Source organism: Prosthecobacter sp. SYSU 5D2 (genome assembly GCF_039655865.1).
Taxonomy (GTDB): Bacteria; Verrucomicrobiota; Verrucomicrobiia; order Verrucomicrobiales; family Verrucomicrobiaceae; genus Prosthecobacter.
On sequence record NZ_JBBYXL010000012.1, the window covers coordinates 178,665 to 195,652 of the forward strand.

The 16,988-nt window shown below is 59.7% G+C and carries 15 protein-coding genes; 5 read left to right on the plus strand and 10 right to left on the minus strand.

All coding sequences use genetic code 11. The features are described from left to right. Nucleotides 1-42: 42 nt before the first annotated feature. The 4 genes from WJU23_RS19940 to WJU23_RS19955 are packed head-to-tail and all read right to left on the minus strand — an operon-like array spanning nt 43 to nt 3,584. Nucleotides 43-624 (minus strand): PqiC family protein, encoded by a 582-nt coding sequence (locus WJU23_RS19940; protein ID WP_346334380.1) that lies wholly within the window; start codon nt 622-624, stop codon nt 43-45. Further along, nucleotides 621-1,631, minus strand: a complete 1,011-nt coding sequence (locus tag WJU23_RS19945) for an MlaD family protein (RefSeq protein WP_346334381.1) — start codon at nt 1,629-1,631, stop codon at nt 621-623. Before WJU23_RS19945 ends, WJU23_RS19940 begins: the two co-directional genes overlap by 4 nt. A gap of 12 nt (nt 1,632-1,643) precedes the next feature. Beyond that, nucleotides 1,644-2,429, minus strand: a complete 786-nt coding sequence (locus tag WJU23_RS19950; protein ID WP_346334382.1) for an ATP-binding cassette domain-containing protein — start codon at nt 2,427-2,429, stop codon at nt 1,644-1,646. 3 nt (nt 2,430-2,432) lie between these two features. After that, nucleotides 2,433-3,584, minus strand: coding sequence for an ABC transporter permease (locus tag WJU23_RS19955; RefSeq protein WP_346334383.1), 1,152 nt, complete (start codon nt 3,582-3,584; stop codon nt 2,433-2,435). A gap of 192 nt (nt 3,585-3,776) precedes the next feature. Here WJU23_RS19955 and plsX point away from each other — a divergent pair, with 192 nt between their 5' ends. From plsX to WJU23_RS19975, 4 genes are all read left to right on the plus strand, one after another. Beyond that, nucleotides 3,777-4,799 carry a phosphate acyltransferase PlsX gene (gene plsX / locus WJU23_RS19960; RefSeq protein ID WP_346334384.1) on the plus strand — a complete coding sequence of 341 codons (1,023 nt, stop codon included), beginning with the start codon at nt 3,777-3,779 and terminating at the stop codon, nt 4,797-4,799. Then, entirely contained in the window at nt 4,786-5,802 is a 1,017-nt protein-coding gene (locus WJU23_RS19965; RefSeq protein ID WP_346334385.1) for a beta-ketoacyl-ACP synthase III, read from the plus strand. Before plsX ends, WJU23_RS19965 begins: the two co-directional genes overlap by 14 nt. Before the next feature lie 95 nt (nt 5,803-5,897). Next, nucleotides 5,898-6,452 (plus strand): hypothetical protein, encoded by a 555-nt coding sequence (locus WJU23_RS19970; RefSeq protein ID WP_346334386.1) that lies wholly within the window; start codon nt 5,898-5,900, stop codon nt 6,450-6,452. 125 nt (nt 6,453-6,577) lie between these two features. Continuing rightward, nucleotides 6,578-7,198: a hypothetical protein gene (locus tag WJU23_RS19975; protein WP_346334387.1), complete on the plus strand. Its 621-nt coding sequence runs from the start codon at nt 6,578-6,580 to the stop codon at nt 7,196-7,198. A gap of 12 nt (nt 7,199-7,210) precedes the next feature. On the opposite strand, the gene WJU23_RS19980 is transcribed toward WJU23_RS19975, so the two are convergent. The 3 genes from WJU23_RS19980 to WJU23_RS19990 form a co-directional block, all read right to left on the minus strand. After that, nucleotides 7,211-8,125 carry an aldo/keto reductase gene (locus WJU23_RS19980; RefSeq protein ID WP_346334388.1) on the minus strand — a complete coding sequence of 305 codons (915 nt, stop codon included), beginning with the start codon at nt 8,123-8,125 and terminating at the stop codon, nt 7,211-7,213. 126 nt (nt 8,126-8,251) lie between these two features. Then, a complete protein-coding gene (rpsT, locus tag WJU23_RS19985; protein ID WP_346334389.1) occupies nt 8,252-8,524 on the minus strand; it encodes a 30S ribosomal protein S20 in 273 nt (90 codons plus the stop codon). A 105-nt stretch (nt 8,525-8,629) separates the two neighbouring features. Then, entirely contained in the window at nt 8,630-12,703 is a 4,074-nt protein-coding gene (locus WJU23_RS19990) for an SUMF1/EgtB/PvdO family nonheme iron enzyme (RefSeq protein WP_346334390.1), read from the minus strand. A 189-nt stretch (nt 12,704-12,892) separates the two neighbouring features. On the opposite strand from WJU23_RS19990, the gene WJU23_RS19995 reads away from it, so the two are divergent. Then, a complete protein-coding gene (locus WJU23_RS19995; RefSeq protein ID WP_346334391.1) occupies nt 12,893-14,623 on the plus strand; it encodes an NAD-binding protein in 1,731 nt (576 codons plus the stop codon). A gap of 3 nt (nt 14,624-14,626) precedes the next feature. Here WJU23_RS19995 and WJU23_RS20000 read toward each other — a convergent pair whose 3' ends face one another. The 3 genes from WJU23_RS20000 to WJU23_RS20010 all read right to left on the minus strand — a co-directional run bounded on the left by WJU23_RS20000 (nt 14,627) and on the right by WJU23_RS20010 (nt 16,939). Then, the gene (locus WJU23_RS20000; protein WP_346334392.1) at nt 14,627-15,076 is read right to left on the minus strand and encodes a SufE family protein; all 450 of its coding nucleotides are present in this window, start codon (nt 15,074-15,076) and stop codon (nt 14,627-14,629) included. A 333-nt stretch (nt 15,077-15,409) separates the two neighbouring features. Beyond that, nucleotides 15,410-16,249 (minus strand): 4-(cytidine 5'-diphospho)-2-C-methyl-D-erythritol kinase, encoded by an 840-nt coding sequence (gene ispE, locus WJU23_RS20005; RefSeq protein ID WP_346334393.1) that lies wholly within the window; start codon nt 16,247-16,249, stop codon nt 15,410-15,412. A 12-nt stretch (nt 16,250-16,261) separates the two neighbouring features. Then, nucleotides 16,262-16,939: a polyphenol oxidase family protein gene (locus WJU23_RS20010; RefSeq protein WP_346334394.1), complete on the minus strand. Its 678-nt coding sequence runs from the start codon at nt 16,937-16,939 to the stop codon at nt 16,262-16,264. Nucleotides 16,940-16,988: the final 49 nt, after the last annotated feature.

The following is a 16,988-nucleotide window of genomic DNA, read 5'->3' on the forward strand; positions in this document are numbered from 1 at the left end:
ACACAAGTCCTCACTTGTCTTTCTCGGCCCTCTTTTTGCCGATCAGAGACTGCGGGCGATGTCACGCGCCAGGCGGCCCAGGGCTTCGTTCATGGCTGAGATGCGACCGGTCATGGGGGGCAATGTCGGAGTGATAAGGACGACGGTGCGGAAGCTGCGGAAGGCGACATCGGATCCCCTGACCGGCTGCACCCGCCAGGTGCATTCCAGGATCATGCTACCAGTGGCATCGGGATCAAACTGGGCGATGCGGAGCTCCAGCAGACCGGTATAATCCAGGGAGATGAAGTCCCCCACCGGAAGGATAGAGGTGGATCCTGTCAGGCGGCTGAGATTGGCGGCGGTGACGCGGGCGATGCCTGAATCCAGAGGCTCCGACCAGAGGGTGTTGTCCTGGATCTTGATGGCTCCGGTGCCATCGCGGGTGACGATCTGCTGGCGGTCAAGGTAGGCCGGAAGGGCAGGCCGGGCAATCGCGAGGGAAGGCCTGGATGAATGGCCGGCGCGGTAGGGCACGGCAGGGTCCAGGAGATGCCGTGAGGCGGGGTCCTTCACCGGCTTGAGGGTGCTGCAGGAGAGCAGCGCGAAGGGCAGGCAGAGAAGCAGGAGTAGCCGGGAATTCATTGGGGTTGTTCCTTGCCCATGAGCAGGGCGTTGGGATTGCGTTTGAGGTCGTTGGCCAGTTCTTTGATGGCGCGGGCGGCGCGCTCGGTTTCCATGAGCACGTCTTGCAGCCGCATCAGCACCGGGCCGCGCGGATTGGCCACCTTGGAGACTTCCGCCCCCACTTCTTCGATCCTGCTGAGGCTTTCGGTCGCCTTGTCCGCCACCCGGGAAAAATCTTCCAGCAGCGGATCAACGCCATTATTGACCTTCACTGTCAGCGCTTTGAATTCCACCAGGGCCTCATCCAGATTGGCGATGGCGTTGTTCAGCTTCTCATTGCCAGTGATGGCCTGGATGTCTTCGGTGATGGCGATGATATTGTCGCTGATGCCCTTGGCATTGAGGTCGTCAAGCTGTTTGCGGGCGCTTTCGAGCACGCCGCGCATGTCTTTGGCGATGCCATCGAGGTCCAGGGCGTTGATCTTTTTCAGACCGTCGGCGACGCCGGCGATAAGCTCATCAATCTCCGTGGCGGTGGTCGGGACCATGGGGTAGTTGCCAATGGTCGGGCCGTTATAGACGAATCCAGGGACGTCGGGGGTGATGTCGAACTCGATGTACAACAGGCCAGTCAGCAGGCTCTGCTGTTTCATACCGGCACGCAGGCCACCGTCCACGGCGCGTTGCACGCCTTCGCGGGTGGCAAAGTCAATGCTTAAACCCGATGTGGAACCGATGGCCTTGAGGTTCTTTTCCGAAAGCTCGACGACGACAGGGATGATCTTGCGGTTCTTCTCCGTATCCACCAGCACGTTGATGGAATAGACGCTGCCGATGCGTACGCCGCCGAAGCGCACATCCGAGCCGACCATGAGGCCGATGGCGCTTTTGTCAAAATGCAGCAGGATGCGATGAGAGCGCTCAAAGTATTTGCCTGCACCGAAGAGCACGACGGCAGCCCCAACGAGGATGAGGCCCACCAGGGTGAAGGCCCCGATGAGGGTGGGATTGGCTTTCTGGCTCATGAATAAAGAGGGCTAAGGGGATGGGGCGGCAGGTTCGGCACCACGGTTCAAAAACAGCCGCACGGCCGGGTTGTCCGAATGGTCTTTGAGTTCGGACGGATTGCCGACGGCACCCTGCGTGCGGGTTTCAGTATCGAGGAAGATGCAGTTGTTGGCGATGGCAAAGATACTGGCCAGCTCATGGGTGACGATGACCACGGTGGAGCCCAGGCTGTCCCTCAGGCGCAAAATCAGATCGTCCAGGCGGCGGGAGCTCAGCGGATCCAGCCCGGCCCCTGGTTCGTCCAGGAACAGGATGTCAGGGTCCAGCGCCATGGCGCGGGCGATGCCGGCGCGTTTGTTCATTCCGCCGCTGACCTGGCTGGGATAGAAGTCCTCATAGCCGGAGAGCCCGACAAGGGCGAGCTTGTAAGAAACCAGTTCCCGGACGGCCTTGGCCGGCATCTGGGTAAATTCCTCCAGCGGCAGAGCAATGTTTTCGGCCAGGGTGAGCGAGGACCAGAGGGCACCGGACTGATACATGACACCAAACCGGCGGATGAACTTTTCCCGCTGCTCCGCTTTCGCCGCGGTGAAGTTTTCGCCATCGTAATAGACCTCCCCTTTGGCGGGCTCGCGCAGGCCGATGAGGTGGCGCAGGAGCGTGCTTTTGCCACAGCCGCTGCCGCCCATGATGACAAAAATATCGCGCTCATTGATGTCAAAATTGAGGTCCTTCATCACCACAAAGGAGCCATAGGCCATGGTCAGATCCCGGATGGCGATCTTGGCTTTGGGTTCTGGTGAAGGGGCGGACATGAATCAGATGTCGAGGAGGGTAAAGATGGCCGCAAAGCCGGAGTCCATGATAATGATGGACGTGATGGAGATGACCACGGCGCGGGTCGTGGCCTGGCCGACTGCGGCGGAGGAATTGCCTGCCTCCATGCCCTGCATGCAGCCGCTGATGGCGATGGCCGCTGCGAAGAAGAAGCTTTTGAAAACCCCTAAAAAGGCCGTGGTCAGCGTGATGGCCCCGACGGTCTGGGTCCAATAGAGCACAGGAGGAATGCCGACTGCGGCACCGACCAGCATGCCGCCGAGGATGCCGATGATGTTCGCATACACCGTCAGCACCGGCAGCATCAGCAAAAGCGCCAGCAGACGCGGCAGGACCAGGAAATCAAAAGCGTTAAGGCCAAAGGTGCGCAGGGCATCAATCTCCTCATTGGCCTTCATGCTGCCGAGGTGCGCGGCAAAGGCGGCCCCGGTGCGCCCGCTCATGATGATGCCCGTCATAACCACGCCCATCTCCCGCACCATGGCAATGCCCACGAGGTCGGCCACGAAGATGTTGGCACCAAAGTTGGTAAGCTGAACATTGCCCACAAAAGCCAAAATCAGGCCGATGAGGAAGCTGATGAGCGAGACGATGGGCAGCGCCTCAATGCCGCACTGCTGCACCGTCATCCAAAAATCACTGCGGCGGAACCGCGCCCTGCCTGTGAAGTAGCGTCCCAGGGAAAGAATGGATTCACCCACAAACGTGGCCATGCCCTTGATCCCTCTCCAGACAGCAAGCGTCACTTTGCCCAGTTCTTTCAGGTCGGAATGGTCAGCGGACTTCGTCTTGGCATCGCTGCGCTCAGGCACGGCCAGGGCCAGTTCCATCAGGCCGGTCAAATTATCCGGCAGACCCGCCAGGGCCTTCTTAATGTCGTTTTTGTCTTCCGTTTTTATGTCTTTCTGGTCAGCGCTTTTCCTCAGCGTCGCCAGCAGGAATGCCGGCAGGGTGGAATCAAAGCTGCCTAGGGAGCCTGTTTCGTAGCGGTCAGGCCAGCGGTCGGGGGCCTCACCTTCCAGCTTCACCTCCGGTCCCTCACGGCTCCAGTCCCCGGAAAGAGCCAGGACATGGGCGTCCCCATCCTGGGACCAGGAAGCAAGAGGTGGAGAAGAGGCGTCAGCTTGACTCACTAGTGATGACTATCGTCCAGAAGCCGCCCTCAAACAACCTGGTGTTTTTCCAGATCTTCATTCCATGCTGATAAAACCTTTAGGTCCCGCCGCTTGATGAAGCGAACAGCCCGGATGAATCCGCATTTGCAAACTGCCCTGGCCACGCTTTAAACTGCCGTTCACCATTTTGAAAACACTAGCTCTTGAGGCATGAAAATCGCGTTGGATGTCATGGGTGGCGACCACGCCCCGCAGAACCCCATGGGCGGCGTGAAGCTGGCCCTGGAATCCCTGCCGCAGCTCGAGAAACTTTTTCTCGTCGGCGTGCCGGAAGTCATTGAGCGGGAGATGCAGGCGCAGGGCATCCCCGCCGGCCCGAGGCTGGAAATCTTCCCCGCCAGCCAGGTGGTGGACATGAGCGACAGCGGCCTGGATGCCGTGCGCAAAAAAAAGGACAGCTCCATCTCCCGGGCGGTGGACCTGGTGAAGGAAGGGACCGCAGACGCCGTCGTCAGCGCCGGCCATACCGGCGCGGCCGTCACCGCCAGCCTCATCAAGCTGCGCACCCTGGCGCACATCGAGCGGCCTGCCATCGCCTCCGTCATGCCATCCATGACCACGCCCTGGCTGCTCATTGATGCCGGGGCCAATCCCGACAGCCTGCCGGAGCACCTGGTGCAAAATGCCCTCATGGGCAGCGCCTATGCCCGTCACGTCATGGGCCGCTCCAATCCGCGTGTGGGCCTCATGTCCAACGGCACCGAGGAGGAAAAAGGCAATTCCCTGTGCAAAGAAACCGGCAAGCTCCTGCGCACCACCCCGGGCATCAACTTCATCGGCAATGTCGAAGGTCATGACCTGTGGGACACTCCACCGGATGTGGTGGTCTGCGACGGCTTCACCGGCAACATCATCCTGAAGACCTCCGAGGCCCTCGCCCATGCCCTTTTCGGCATGATCAAAGAGGAGATCATGAGCACCACGCGCACCAAGATCGGGGGCATGCTGGCCAGGCCCGCCTTCAAGCGCATCCATAAAAAAACCAGCGCGGACGAATCCGGCGGCATGCCGCTTTTAGGCCTCAACGGCATCACCATCATCGCCCATGGCGGGGCTAGCGCCTACGCCATGAAAAACGCCATCCGCATGGCCTGCGACACCATTTCCCACCAGGTGAACCCTCACATCGAGGCCGCCCTCTCCCAACATCTTCTCATCCATGCCCCAGCCTAAACCGCAGCCCTTCTGCACCTCCAGCATCATCGGAACCGGCAGCTACATGCCGGAAAAAATCCTGACCAATGAAGACCTGTCCAAGTTTGTGGACACCTCCGATGAATGGATCACCAGCCGGACGGGCATCCGGGCACGCCGCATCGCCGCCGATGACCAGGCCACCAGCGACCTGGCCAGCGAGGCAGCCCGCCGCGCCATGGCCGCCGCAGGCGTCACGGCGGAGGAAATCAACCTCATCGTCGTGGCCACCGTCACCCCGGACATGTTTTTCCCCTCCACCGCCTGCTTTGTACAAAAGAAGATCGGGGCCAGCAATGCCGTCTGTTTTGACATCAGCGCCGCTTGCTCAGGCTTTCTGTATGCGCTGCAGGTCGCCCGGCATTTCATCAATACCGGCAACCGCACCACCGCGCTGGTCATCGGCGCGGAAAAGCTCAGCAGCCTGATCAACTGGCAGGACCGCAACACTTGCGTGCTCTTTGGCGATGGAGCCGGTGCTGTCGTCATCCGCAGGGCCGAGGAAGGCGAAGAAGCCCCTGGCCGTGTGCTCTCCACCGTCATGGGCAGCGATGGCAACCTGACGGACCTTTTAAAAGTGCCCGGCGGAGCCAGTGCCTGCCCGATCACACCGGAAAACGTGGCCAGCCGTCCCAACACGATCCACATGGAAGGCCGGGAGACCTTTAAACATGCCGTCACCCGCATGTGCCAGGCCAGTGAGCAGGCTCTGGAGATGGCCGGGCTGACCAAGGATGACATCAGCATGGTCATCCCCCACCAGGCCAATGCGCGCATCATCACCGCCATCGCCGACCGCCTGGGCGTGCCGGAAGAAAAGACCTTCATCAACCTGGACCAGTATGGCAACACCAGCGCCGCCACCATCCCCGTGGCCCTGGATGAAGCCCACCGTCAGGGCAAGATCCAGCGCGGCGACATCATCCTTCTCGTCGCCTTCGGCGGCGGCTTCACGTGGGCGAGTTCGGTGGTGAGGTGGTGAACTAAGCTGATGCAGCTATTCTTTTAGCCAGGGAGCCAGACCGTCAGAGGTCTGGCTTTTGATTGTGCTGTTTCATGAATACCAGTCATCTCATTATGAAAATCAACTATTTTGCAATCCTCCTGCTAGCGGTTTACTTCGCGAGTCGCTCAAGTGTTGTGAATGCTCAAGAGAGAACACCTTCGGAAGGTCCCGACGGTGCGGTGCATAAGGAGACGGAAGACTATGTGACCGACTTGGACATAGCACTCAAACTTGCCAAAAAGACTGATCGAAAGGTCATCCTCTACACTGGACACATTCATCATCTGCGTAAGCATGGGATGGCCTCACCGAAAATTTATTTCGACACCGTATTGGTCAAAGCATCGCCATTGTTTTTGTCTCGACGATCAGAGTTCGTTGTTTGCGAGCGATTTGAGTTTACGGCTATGCACGACTCGAAAGGGAATTTCACGCCCGAATTCTTTAAATTTAGCAAGGGATGGTTCGGCGAACTGAACAAACTCTATGATATTCGATTCTTCACTCCAACCCTAACCCTCCTCGATGGAGACGGTAAAAAGCTTGCAGGACCTTTCGATAATTTTGCAGGCTTTGCCGAAGCTATAACTTCAGCATTGAAGAAAATTCCATCTGCGTCCCCGTGAAGGGGAACATGCAAGTGGCAATGATCTATAATTACCGGCCTACTGGCAACGCCTCTGCCAAACTGCCATCTGGATAGAAACAGTCCGGACTGGACAGCAAGGGCACGCCGTGATGTGATCCTGTTATGACACCTGCTCCCTCGCCGAAACTGCTGCCCCTTGTCCTGTTCAACGGCATTTACATCGCGGCATCAGTGGCAGCCTCGGTGATTGGCGGCAACGGAGAGTTCATCTTCTATATCGTCGTGATGCTGGTGCTCATCGGCGTCATGACGCTGGTGCACCGGAAGGTGGGCCTCAGCACTCCCCTGCTGTGGGCGCTCTCTGTTTGGGGCATGCTGCACATGGCAGGCGGTCTGGTGCCGGTGCCCGCAGGCTGGCCTTATAATGGTGAGCATGCGGTGCTGTATAGCCTGTGGCTGATTCCAGATTATCTAAAGTATGACCAGGTCGTCCATGCCTACGGCTTCGGCATCACCACCTGGCTCTGCTGGCATGCGCTCAGCAGCGGGATGCAGCGCGGCTTTGGCATCCGTCTCCAGCCGACTCTGGGGATGCTGACTCTCTGCGCCGCCGCCGGCGTCGGCTTCGGCGCGCTCAATGAAGTCATCGAATTCATCGCCGTTTTAAGCATGCCCAACACCAACGTCGGCGGCTACATTAACACTGGCTGGGACCTCGTCGCCAACATGGTCGGCGCGATGGTCGCAGCGGTCATCATCCGGTGCTGCACTCCAAAGAACTGATACCCAGTTAGGTCACGGAATAGACTGACCCTGCGCAGCTTCCCAGAGGCCATACCAGTCTTCGCGCTCAAGCTGAATCTCAGCCGCCTTCGCCGTGGCGAGGAGGCGGTCCATCTTGTTGGTGCCGATGATGGGCAGGGGCTGGGAGGGGTGGGCCAGGATCCAGGCATAGGCTAGCTGGTCCAGGGTGGCGTTTCCATACTTGGCGGAGAGCTCCAGGGCCTTGGCGTGCAGGCGGGCGGAGGCGGGCTGAGTCGTGTCCATCAGGGCGCCTTTGGCCAGCGGAGACCAGGCCATCGGTTTGATGCCCAGCTTCTGGCACTGGTCGGCAGTGCCATCATAAATCGGGTCCATGTGGAGCAGGCTGAACTCGACCTGGTTGGTGACCAGCGGCTGGTCCATGCGGGAGTTCAGCAGGTCAAACTGGTGGACGTTGTAATTGGAGACCCCGGCGCTGCGGATCTTGCCTTCCTTCAGCAGCCGGTTCAGACCCTCGGCAGTTTCATCGGCGCTGGTGAGCCAGTCGGGACGGTGCACCAGGAGCAAATCAATGTAATCAGTGCCCAGGAAGCGCAGTGACTTCTCTGCACTTTTGACGATGCGGGCGGCGGTAGCGTTGTAATGGGCGACTTTGCGATCGGGGTGAAAGTCGCAGGGGACGTAGATGCCGGACTTGGTGACGATCTCAAATTTTTCGCGCAGCCCTGGCTCGAGCCTGAGTGTCTGGCCGATGAACTCCTCCACCCGGTAAAGGCCATAGATCTCCGCCGTGTCCAATGTCGTGATGCCAAGATCCAGGCAGGCATGCAGGCGCTTGAGCAGGTCAGCCGGGTTCGCAGTCGCGGGATCGTCGAGAAAACGCCAGGTGCCATAAACGAGACGTGAAAACTCGGGACCGGAGGAAGAAAGGGAAATGCGGGAGATCATGGAAGGCGATTGAAACGGGCGTGAGAGAGAAGATAAATCTTAAAATGCAGCAGACAGAAACACGACGAAAAAACCCACCTGCCGCGAGGCGAGGTGGGTTTTAAAAAAGAACAAACAACCGGCAGCTTATGCTGGCTTGGTCAGGGCGCTCACCTTGACAGCCAGGCGGCTCTTCAGGCGGGAGGAAGTGTTTTTGTGAAGCACCTTCGTCTTGGCAGCCTTGTCCGTGGCAGCGGAAAATTCGCTGAGGCTTGTGCTGGCAGCAACAGAATCACCCTTTTCGATGGCGCTGAGGACCTTCTTGCGGAGCGTGCGGATACGGCTCTTCACGGATTGGTTTGCCGCGGTACGCTTGATGGTCTTGCGGATGTCTTTTTCTGAAGAACGAATATTGGCCATATAAAAAGTCTGCTGGAGAGAAGGGCGGAGTTTATAGAACAGACCGCCGGGGCTGTCAAACTGGAATGTGCACTTGCTGAATCCACAAAAAACCGGCTGCCAGGCTCAGTCAACCTCGGCCTGCGACTCGATGACGAACCTGCCGGAGCGGTTCGGGGTGAGGTAGAATCCGGTGGCGAGGGACTGCTTTTGAATAAGGATGCCGGTGAAGCCCTGCCTCCCCTTCGTCACGGCATCCTGCAGGCTGCCGGTGATGAGGCCGGTGGCGGGGACAAACTTCACCTTGAGGACGTCCGGTCCATAATGAATGACCTGGTTTTTTCCTGTCCAGGTCACCAGACGGTCCAGCGCGAAGCTGCCACTGGTGACGGCAAAGGCCGGCCCTTGGAAACGCAGCCAGGCATTGTACCACCCCTCGCCCAACTGCGGCCAGGCGCTCTGGTTGCGGGCAGGAGCCTGATATCGGCAGCCAATGACCGGCCGAGTGAAGGCAAAGCCGGTGGGGTAGAGGGCTGATTTGGGAGCGGCACCATTTTGTTTTTCCCAGCGCCACTGGCCATCCACTTCGCTGACGGCCTCCAACTCCCGGAAGGTGACTTTTCCAGCAATGAATCCGCGGGCGGGATTTCCATAGAGACCGCGATGCAGACTCCACTCGCCATTGCGGGAGACATGGCCGGCGAGAGTCACCTTGCTGCCATCCGCCAGCAGCAGGGTGCCGGTGCAGAGGCCTTTGACGCTGATTTTAAGAGCGGCCACACTGTCTCCGCCTGGTTGCGCATCGGCATTCACGTCCTCCGGGGCCAGCATGGCCAGCGTCCAAGGACCGGCCTGCGGCGCAGGGTCCTGGGTGCTGTAGGGCGGCAGCCTTTGGGCATCCACCAGGTGATCGCTGCCGGAGAGGCTGAGCACGCCGGTAAGCTGATAGCCATCGCTGCTTCCTGCCGCCTGCTGCAACTGGAGCGTGATGTCCAAAGGCGGCAATCCTCCCGTGCTCTGAATCTGGGTGGTGGCGCTGCCATTCAGATCAAATGTTCCTGTGAGGGCATAACGGAAACCATTGATCCAGATCTGGCCCGTGAAGCTGCCGCTGGTGGTGACGCGCAGGTTTTCGATGCCCCCGGTATGGACGCCTTCCAGCGCAAGCACGCCAGAATAAGTCCCGGCGGCGGCGCGCTCAAAGGCAATCGGCGTGAGGGAGGGAGCGGTGGCAGGTGTTTCCGGCAGCGTCACCTGGGCGATCTCAGCAACGACGCCGTCACTGCCCGGATGAGGGAAATCTGTACCTGGCAGGATGCGCAGAGCACCGCTTCGATCCCCTAACATAAAATGGCCGCCGACGATGCCTTGCTTTTGCAAAGCGATGCCCGTGAAGGCGATGCGGGTGCCGGTTTCTGGATCGCGGAAATTCCCGGTAATCTGGCCGCTCTTGGGGTTTGCCTTGCCCGCAAGGGTCTCCGGTCCGTAGTGGCGCAGGGCATTGGTAGGCAGCCAGCTGATGACTCGCTCCAGCTCTCCCAGCTCCCCGACGGTCAGGCCTGGGCTGATGAGGCTGAGGCTGGCATTCGGCTCCGCATCGGCAAGCTGGGCCAGAAGGCGCTGGCCCTTTGCTGCGGCGGTCAGGCGGCTGCCGACGGCCAGGACCTGCACGTCAAATCCTGCCGGGAACTGCGCGGCACGGTCATCCGCAGGTTTCCGCCAGTCCAGCAGGCCATCGCAGTCACTGATCAGCGCAATGTCACGAAACTGCATGCGCCCGCCGATGTGGCCACGGGTGCTGCCAGCACGGTAAAGCTCCGCAAAGAGCGCCCATTCGCCTGCGGCGGAAAGCAGGGCAGATTCTGTGAAGGCGTTGCCATCGCCCAGACGGCCTTTCACCGTCACCTTGCCAGTTTTCGAGACCTTCACCACCGCCCAGCCATCCCCCACGGGCGCGTCCAGCGGCCAGGCCGGATTTCCAGGAAGCAGCAGACTGTGGTTACCCACCCAGGCTTCCACCGCTTGCGCACGAGGAGCATAAACAGTCGCCGCGCTTTCTGCCCAGGTGAGCGTTCCGGTGACGACCTGGCGACCGGCTTCTGTCTCTGTGAGGCGGAGCTGTCCCTGGATGGCACCTGTTTTGGCCTTGGGCACGTCCACCGCCCACAGACCCGTCTCATCAAAACTGCCGCGCAGGGCCACCGCGCTGCCCTGGATCCGCAGCCGCGCAGAGACGCTGCCCTTGCTAGTAATTTTCACATTTTCCAGCGAGCCCAGCAGGCGTGGCTCTTCCGCATCTGAGTGCAGCAGCCCTTCATACAAACCGGACGCGGATTCTTCCCACACGATGTTTTCCGTGGACGGAATGGCAGGCGCTTCATCGGGTGCCAACACCAGACGGTCTCCCCGATGGTCCACGACGAGAAGAACGGTGGAACTGCCTTCATAGTACGGATTGGTCACGGTGGCGGTGACTTCATACTGCCCAGGCAGGACAGGCGGCTCCGCATTGCCGGCATAGGTCAGCGTAAACTCGATATCAGCCGGTTCAGTCGAGACGGAAACTGGCCGTGGGCTGCCATCATAAGGCTGAAGCAGACCGTCCCAGGCAAAGCTCACCGGGATGAATCCCCCCTGCCCTGTGAGGCCGACGCTGAAGGTGCCTTGCAGTGGATCGTTGCTGCTGATTTGCAGCGTTGCATTGCGCTGGCCGGTCTGGGTGGGGGTGAAAGTCACTGTCACCGTCATGGTTTCCCCCGAGGCCAGGGTGGTGGTATTGACGCCGGAGACGCTGAAGTCGGTATCATGATCTCCGATGACGGTTACCGCGATGTTTTCCAAAACGAGGCCGCCGTCATTGCGCAGGGTAAAGGTGCGGCCTTCCGGCGAAGCCAGGGCCACGGCAATGTAGTTGGTGACCGACTCGCCGCTGACCAGCGCTGTGCCGGATGACTGCTCGACCGTCAGAGAGGGATCCCGGGTATCCACAGTGGTGGAGGGGGAAAGGCCGGCGACGAGGGATGCGGCGCTGAGGGTGCCGCGGACTACACGCACGCCAGACCATTCAGGTGCATACGTGCGGCTGTTGTGGCGACGATAATTGATGCGCGCGACGGCGGCGTGATTTGCCCAACTGCCACCCCGAAGGCAACGGTTGTTACCCGATTGAGGTCCCAGGGGATCTAAACTGGGTGAAGTGGCATAGTAATCCGCCGCGTAGCGGTCGTAGCACCATTCCCAGACATTGTCTGCGGCACCATGCAAGCCATAGCCATTCGCAGGGAAATACTCCACAGGATTCGTCCGGGGGAAAGGTCCGGTATTGAAGTTTGGATGCGCTCCGGTAGTGCCGGTGGCATACTCTTCACCCCCTTCATTGTTAAAATTGGCTTCGGTGTGGCTGATGGTGTTGCCCCAGGGAAAACGCTGGCCAGCGATGCCACCACGTGCGGCCTTCTCCCACTCCGCCTCAGTTGGCAGGCGATAACCGTCAGCATCCCACTTGATCTGGGAGTTAAGTGGATTGTGGTCTCCCTCCTTCAAGATCACCTCATGAGCTTCATCCAGGTAATAGGCAGGAGTCAGCCCTTCCATCTCACTCCGGGCATTGCACCATTTCACCACATCCAGCCAGGCAATGCCTGAAATCGGATGGCCGTCTCCCCGGCTCGAGCCTGCGGGCAGGTCCGTGTAGCCTTCATTTAGAGCCCAGGTACGCACCAGTGCCCAGGTTTCGGAAAGAACTTCGTGCTGCCCGATGGCATAGGAACTCAGCCGGACGGTGTGGACGGGAGCGTTGCTGTTAGAATCCAGGTGATCCCCCATTTCAAAAGTGCCTGCCGGGATGGCCACCATCTCTCCGGCATGGGCATCTGCGAGCACCCGCACACGGACTTGCTCTGAGAGTTCTTCGGTCCAGTCGGCACCGGCATCCCAAGTCATGCTCAAATCGGTCCCTGCTGATATGGCTGGTCCATAAGCACCGGTGACATGGCGCACCGGAACGGTCCATGTCGCACCGCCGTCAGCGGAGACTTCCAGCGCGATGGTGACTGGCTGGGCCACGTCACTGAGGTCATAATCAACGTCCACCAGCTTCGTCTCCGCACGCTGGACGACGCGCACATTTTCCACCTCCAGCGCATGGGTGAACCCATGTTGGCAAAAGAGTAGGATGAGGGAAATACAGAACTGCTTCATAAGACGAAGATTCAAGATGACTGACTTACACGTGGACACTTTACCGAATTAATCGCACGTCAGTCAAAATGAATAACAATAAGTTATTTCTTTATCTATATAGATTTTCTGACGAACTGCACCCGCCGTGCGGACTTCCCAAGCAACGGACATTGCGTGATCAGGAATCACGGCGGAAGATGCACCTTCATGAAGGGTCTTATTTCTGTCCTTGCCACCATTCTGCAAGACCGTACGAGCCGTACCAACCTGAAGGCGCTGGTGAAGCTCCTGCTGGTGCTGCTAGGGCTGATTTTCTTTTTTACGGTGGTTTTCCATCTCCTCATGGAAAGGGAGGGACAGCATCACTCCTGGGTGACGGGACTCTACTGGACGCTGACGGTGATGACGACGCTGGGGTTTGGAGACATCACCTTCGCTGGGGATATCGGCCGTTTCTTTTCCATCGTGGTGCTGGTGACGGGGGTGATTTTCATGCTGGTGCTGCTGCCGTTTACCTTCATCGAATTCTTCTATGCACCGTGGATGCGGGCGCAGGCGGCGGCGAAAGCACCGCGAGAACTGCCTCCCACGATGCAGCACCACGTGATCCTGACCGCCTATGACGCGGTGGCCAGCGCACTGATCCCCATGCTGCAAAACTACGGGCACCCCTATGTGGTGCTGTGCCCGACGCTGGCGGAGGCGCTGGAGCTGGATGAACGCGGCATCAAGGCTGCGGTGGGGGATCTCGATGATCCGGAAACCTACCGCAAGATGCGCATCGAGAATGCGGCGATGCTGGTGACGATGCGCAGTGAAATGATCAATGCCAACGTGACCTTCACGGCACGGGAACTGGCCCCCAACATCCCCATCGTGGCTTCCGCCGGCTCCAATGCGACACGGGATGTTTTAGAACTGGCCGGGGTGACGCTGGTGCTGCGGCTGGAGGAGGTGATGGGCCATACGCTGGCTCGGCGGGTCAGCATCCGGGATTCGGATGCCCACATCATCGGCAATCTGGACGGCCTGGTCATTGCAGAAGCCTCCGCTGCCGGGACGGCGCTAGTGGGCAGCACGCTGGCGCAGAGCCAGATCCGCGCCCGCACCGGCGTGAGCGTCATTGGCACCTGGAATCGTGGCAGCCTGGAAATGGCCTCGCCGGAAAGGGAGATCACCAACCAAACCTTGTTTGTGGTGGCGGGGACGAAGGCCCAGCTTGAACAATACAACGCCTCCTTCAGCACCCAGGTGCCGGACAAGCCCAGGGTCATCATCATTGGCGGGGGCCGCGTAGGCCGCGCCACCTATCACGCACTGATGGATCTGAATGTCTGCGCCATCAGCCTGATTGAAAAACTGCCGGAGCGGGTCAAACACATTCCTTCGGCAGTCATCGGAGATGCGATGGAAATGGATATTTTAAAACAGGCCTGTGCGCGCGAGGCGACGACGCTGATCATCACCACGCATGATGACGACACGAATGTGGCGCTGACGATTTTCTTCCGCCGCCTGCGCAGCAACTGGCAGATCCTGACACGAAGCACGCTGGACCGAAATGTGCCGACGATGCTGCGGGCCGGGGCGGACCTGGTGCTTTCCTATGCTTCCATGGGCGCTAACACGATCCTGAATGTACTGCGCGGCTCAGACCACCTCCTGCTGGCAGAAGGGGTAAACGTCTTTCCCACGGAGATCCCAGCCTCCATGGCGGGCAAAAAGATCCATGAACTGCAGGTGCGCTCGCAGACCGGGTGCAGCATCATCGCGGTGGAGGAGAATGGAAAAAGAGTGCTGAATCCGCCCGCAGACTACCAGTTGCCATTGTCTGGACGCATGTTCCTCATTGGCAGCATCGAGGCGGAGGAATCCTTTTTGAAGACCTTCAAGCCCTCGCTGCTGCCTGCCCGGAAACGTGCGGCCGCCCAGCGGTGACATTCATGATGCATCGCGGCGGTCCAGGTAAATCTTCACCGCCGACTTCATCCGGGTGAGCACATAATACACAGTCTGGCTGCGCAGACGAACGAGTTCCGCACCGATGATGCGCGGTACAAATTCCGGCGCCACAGCCATCACTTCCGCCAGGGTGCTGCCATTCAGCCCCTGGCAAAGGATGGCGGTCAGAGCCCGGGTCAGTGTCTGCACCTTGGGCCCCAGTTCAATGGCAAAGGTGACCCGGTCCTGCTCATCCACTTTCAGAAAGACGCCGACCGTATCGGTGCATTCTTCATCTTTGCGCACGTCCTCCAAATCATAGACCTCCCCTTCCCTGCGCACGCACGCGCTTGCCGCTTCGGCATAGCTGATCAGATTTTCCCGCCTCTCCGGCTCGGGCAGGAACTCGAAAAAGCCGATGAGTTCAGTGAGGCTGGCAGGGTAGTTCATGGCTCACGGGCATTTCTGAAGCGCAGTAACAATGGCTGTGTCATCCTCACATTCAAGGTGGTAAAAGCAGGGAGATCTCCCCCGCCCACTGGCACCCAAAAAGAACTGCGGTAAAAAAATGAAAAAAAAATCATTTTGATTCAACATCTGCGACGCAGGGGAATCTAACCTATCAACAGTGATGGCGGGAGAAGTCCCCCAAAGCTGGTCTTGAGAGTGATTGGTTGTTGTCATCACCCCTGCGGAAACGCAGGCCAGTGTTGAGGTTGATGCAAACACAGGGGTCGGGCGGAATCGGGAGCCGCCCGGCCCCAATTTGTTTAAACTACTCACTCACGACAGCGTTTCGGTCGCCACCACCCAGGCCGTCTCCCCGCACCACCTGCGTGCCTCTTCCGCCAGCGCCGCCGCCTGGGCTCCTGTTTCCGTGATGGCAAACATCGTGGACCCGGAGCCGGACATCAGCGCCGCCTCCACTCCGTTTTGCCCCAGCAGCCAGGATTTCAGCGCGGGCAGAAGACGGTGCTTCTCAAAAACCGGCCGCTCCAGCCCATTCACCATGCTGCCCCACGGGCAGATCTGCGGCGCGTAAAGCACTCCGCGCAGTTCCTTGGAGTCCTTCCAGCGCTGATAGGCCCAGGGCGTGGGGATCGGAAAGGCGGGTTTGATCAGCACCAGCGGCAGCTTCCATGGGAACTCCGCCGGAGTCACCTGCTCCCCCCTCCCTGTTCCGTCTGCCGCCGGGGCATCCAGCAAAAAGCAGGGCACATCCGCTCCAATCCCGCCCGCGATCTCCAGCAGCTCATCCAGGGGCAAAGGCTGCCCGGACAGTTCATTCGCCGCCCGCAGCACCGCCGCCGCATTGCTGCTGCCTCCGCCCAGACCCGCGCCGGAAGGTATGCGCTTTTCCAGATGAATGCGCCAGGCCTGGGTATACCCCGTGCGCTGTTCAAAAGCCCGCACCGCTTTAAAGGCCAGGTTCGTCTCATCCAGCGGAATGCCCGGCACATTGCACGTTAATTCCACCGAGCGGCCCCGGCCTGAACTTTCAACCCTTACCGTATCGGCGACGGCCACTTTGCAAAGCCGCGTCTCGACTTCATGAAAACCGTCAGGTCTGCGGCCCTGGATGCGCAGCCAGAGATTGATCTTGGCAGGTGAGGAAAGCTCCACAAATAAATTTAGTTAGGCAGGTGAACCCGCAGACACCCGGCCCAAAAGGGCCAGCAGGCGGCCGGTGCGGCCCTTCTCCATGCGATAAGAATAGAACCGCTGCAAGTCCGACGATGTGCAGACGCCACAGTCTGCAAAATGCCCGTCCAGCACTCCCGCCTCCAGGCAGCTTTCGCGGATCTGAGAAGCAAAGTCCACCTCATAGGCCGGTGGCCGGATGCAGGGTCCAAGCTGCGCACGAATGTCCTTTGGATCACTGTCAAACCGTTCCGCCATCAGCCGGATGGCCACCGCAGCAATGCCCAGTTCCGACCCTTTTTTACCCGAATGCACAATGCCGCACGCCCCCGTCACCGGATCTGCCAGGTACAACGCCCCACAGTCCGCCACATAAATGCCGATGACCAGCCCAGGCGTGGCCGTGACGATGCCGTCAACCCCGGCGATGGGTGCCTCCGGCACCTGGTCAATCACCGCCACGCCCGCCCCGTGCACCTGCTCCGCAATGCAGAGCGCCTCCGCCGCGAAGCCCAGCTCAGCCGCCTGTTCACGATGCCAGCCCCACAGCCGCTCCACCACCTCCGCACGCTCCGCATCCACCGGGATGGCCGGATGGCGCAGGGTGAAGCGATGGCGGAACTCAGTCAGTTCCTCCAGCAGCGGAAAGGTCATCCAGAGTGGTTTTTTCATAACATCAGGCCCGAAAAAGAAAAAGGGCGCATAGAGCAAACTCGCTCCA

Bases quoted from the DNA above. Each gene is read 5' to 3' on its own strand.
- WJU23_RS19940 (WP_346334380.1), bottom strand. From the start codon at position 624: ATGAATTCCCGGCTACTCCTGCTTCTCTGCCTGCCCTTCGCGCTGCTC.
- WJU23_RS19945 (WP_346334381.1), bottom strand. From the start codon at position 1,631: ATGAGCCAGAAAGCCAATCCCACCCTCATCGGGGCCTTCACCCTGGTG.
- WJU23_RS19950 (WP_346334382.1), bottom strand. From the start codon at position 2,429: ATGTCCGCCCCTTCACCAGAACCCAAAGCCAAGATCGCCATCCGGGAT.
- plsX (WP_346334384.1), top strand. From the start codon at position 3,777: ATGAAAATCGCGTTGGATGTCATGGGTGGCGACCACGCCCCGCAGAAC.
- WJU23_RS19965 (WP_346334385.1), top strand. From the start codon at position 4,786: ATGCCCCAGCCTAAACCGCAGCCCTTCTGCACCTCCAGCATCATCGGA.
- WJU23_RS19970 (WP_346334386.1), top strand. From the start codon at position 5,898: ATGAAAATCAACTATTTTGCAATCCTCCTGCTAGCGGTTTACTTCGCG.
- WJU23_RS19975 (WP_346334387.1), top strand. From the start codon at position 6,578: ATGACACCTGCTCCCTCGCCGAAACTGCTGCCCCTTGTCCTGTTCAAC.
- WJU23_RS19980 (WP_346334388.1), bottom strand. From the start codon at position 8,125: ATGATCTCCCGCATTTCCCTTTCTTCCTCCGGTCCCGAGTTTTCACGT.
- rpsT (WP_346334389.1), bottom strand. From the start codon at position 8,524: ATGGCCAATATTCGTTCTTCAGAAAAAGACATCCGCAAGACCATCAAG.
- WJU23_RS19990 (WP_346334390.1), bottom strand. From the start codon at position 12,703: ATGAAGCAGTTCTGTATTTCCCTCATCCTACTCTTTTGCCAACATGGG.
- WJU23_RS19995 (WP_346334391.1), top strand. From the start codon at position 12,893: ATGAAGGGTCTTATTTCTGTCCTTGCCACCATTCTGCAAGACCGTACG.
- WJU23_RS20000 (WP_346334392.1), bottom strand. From the start codon at position 15,076: ATGAACTACCCTGCCAGCCTCACTGAACTCATCGGCTTTTTCGAGTTC.
- WJU23_RS20010 (WP_346334394.1), bottom strand. From the start codon at position 16,939: ATGAAAAAACCACTCTGGATGACCTTTCCGCTGCTGGAGGAACTGACT.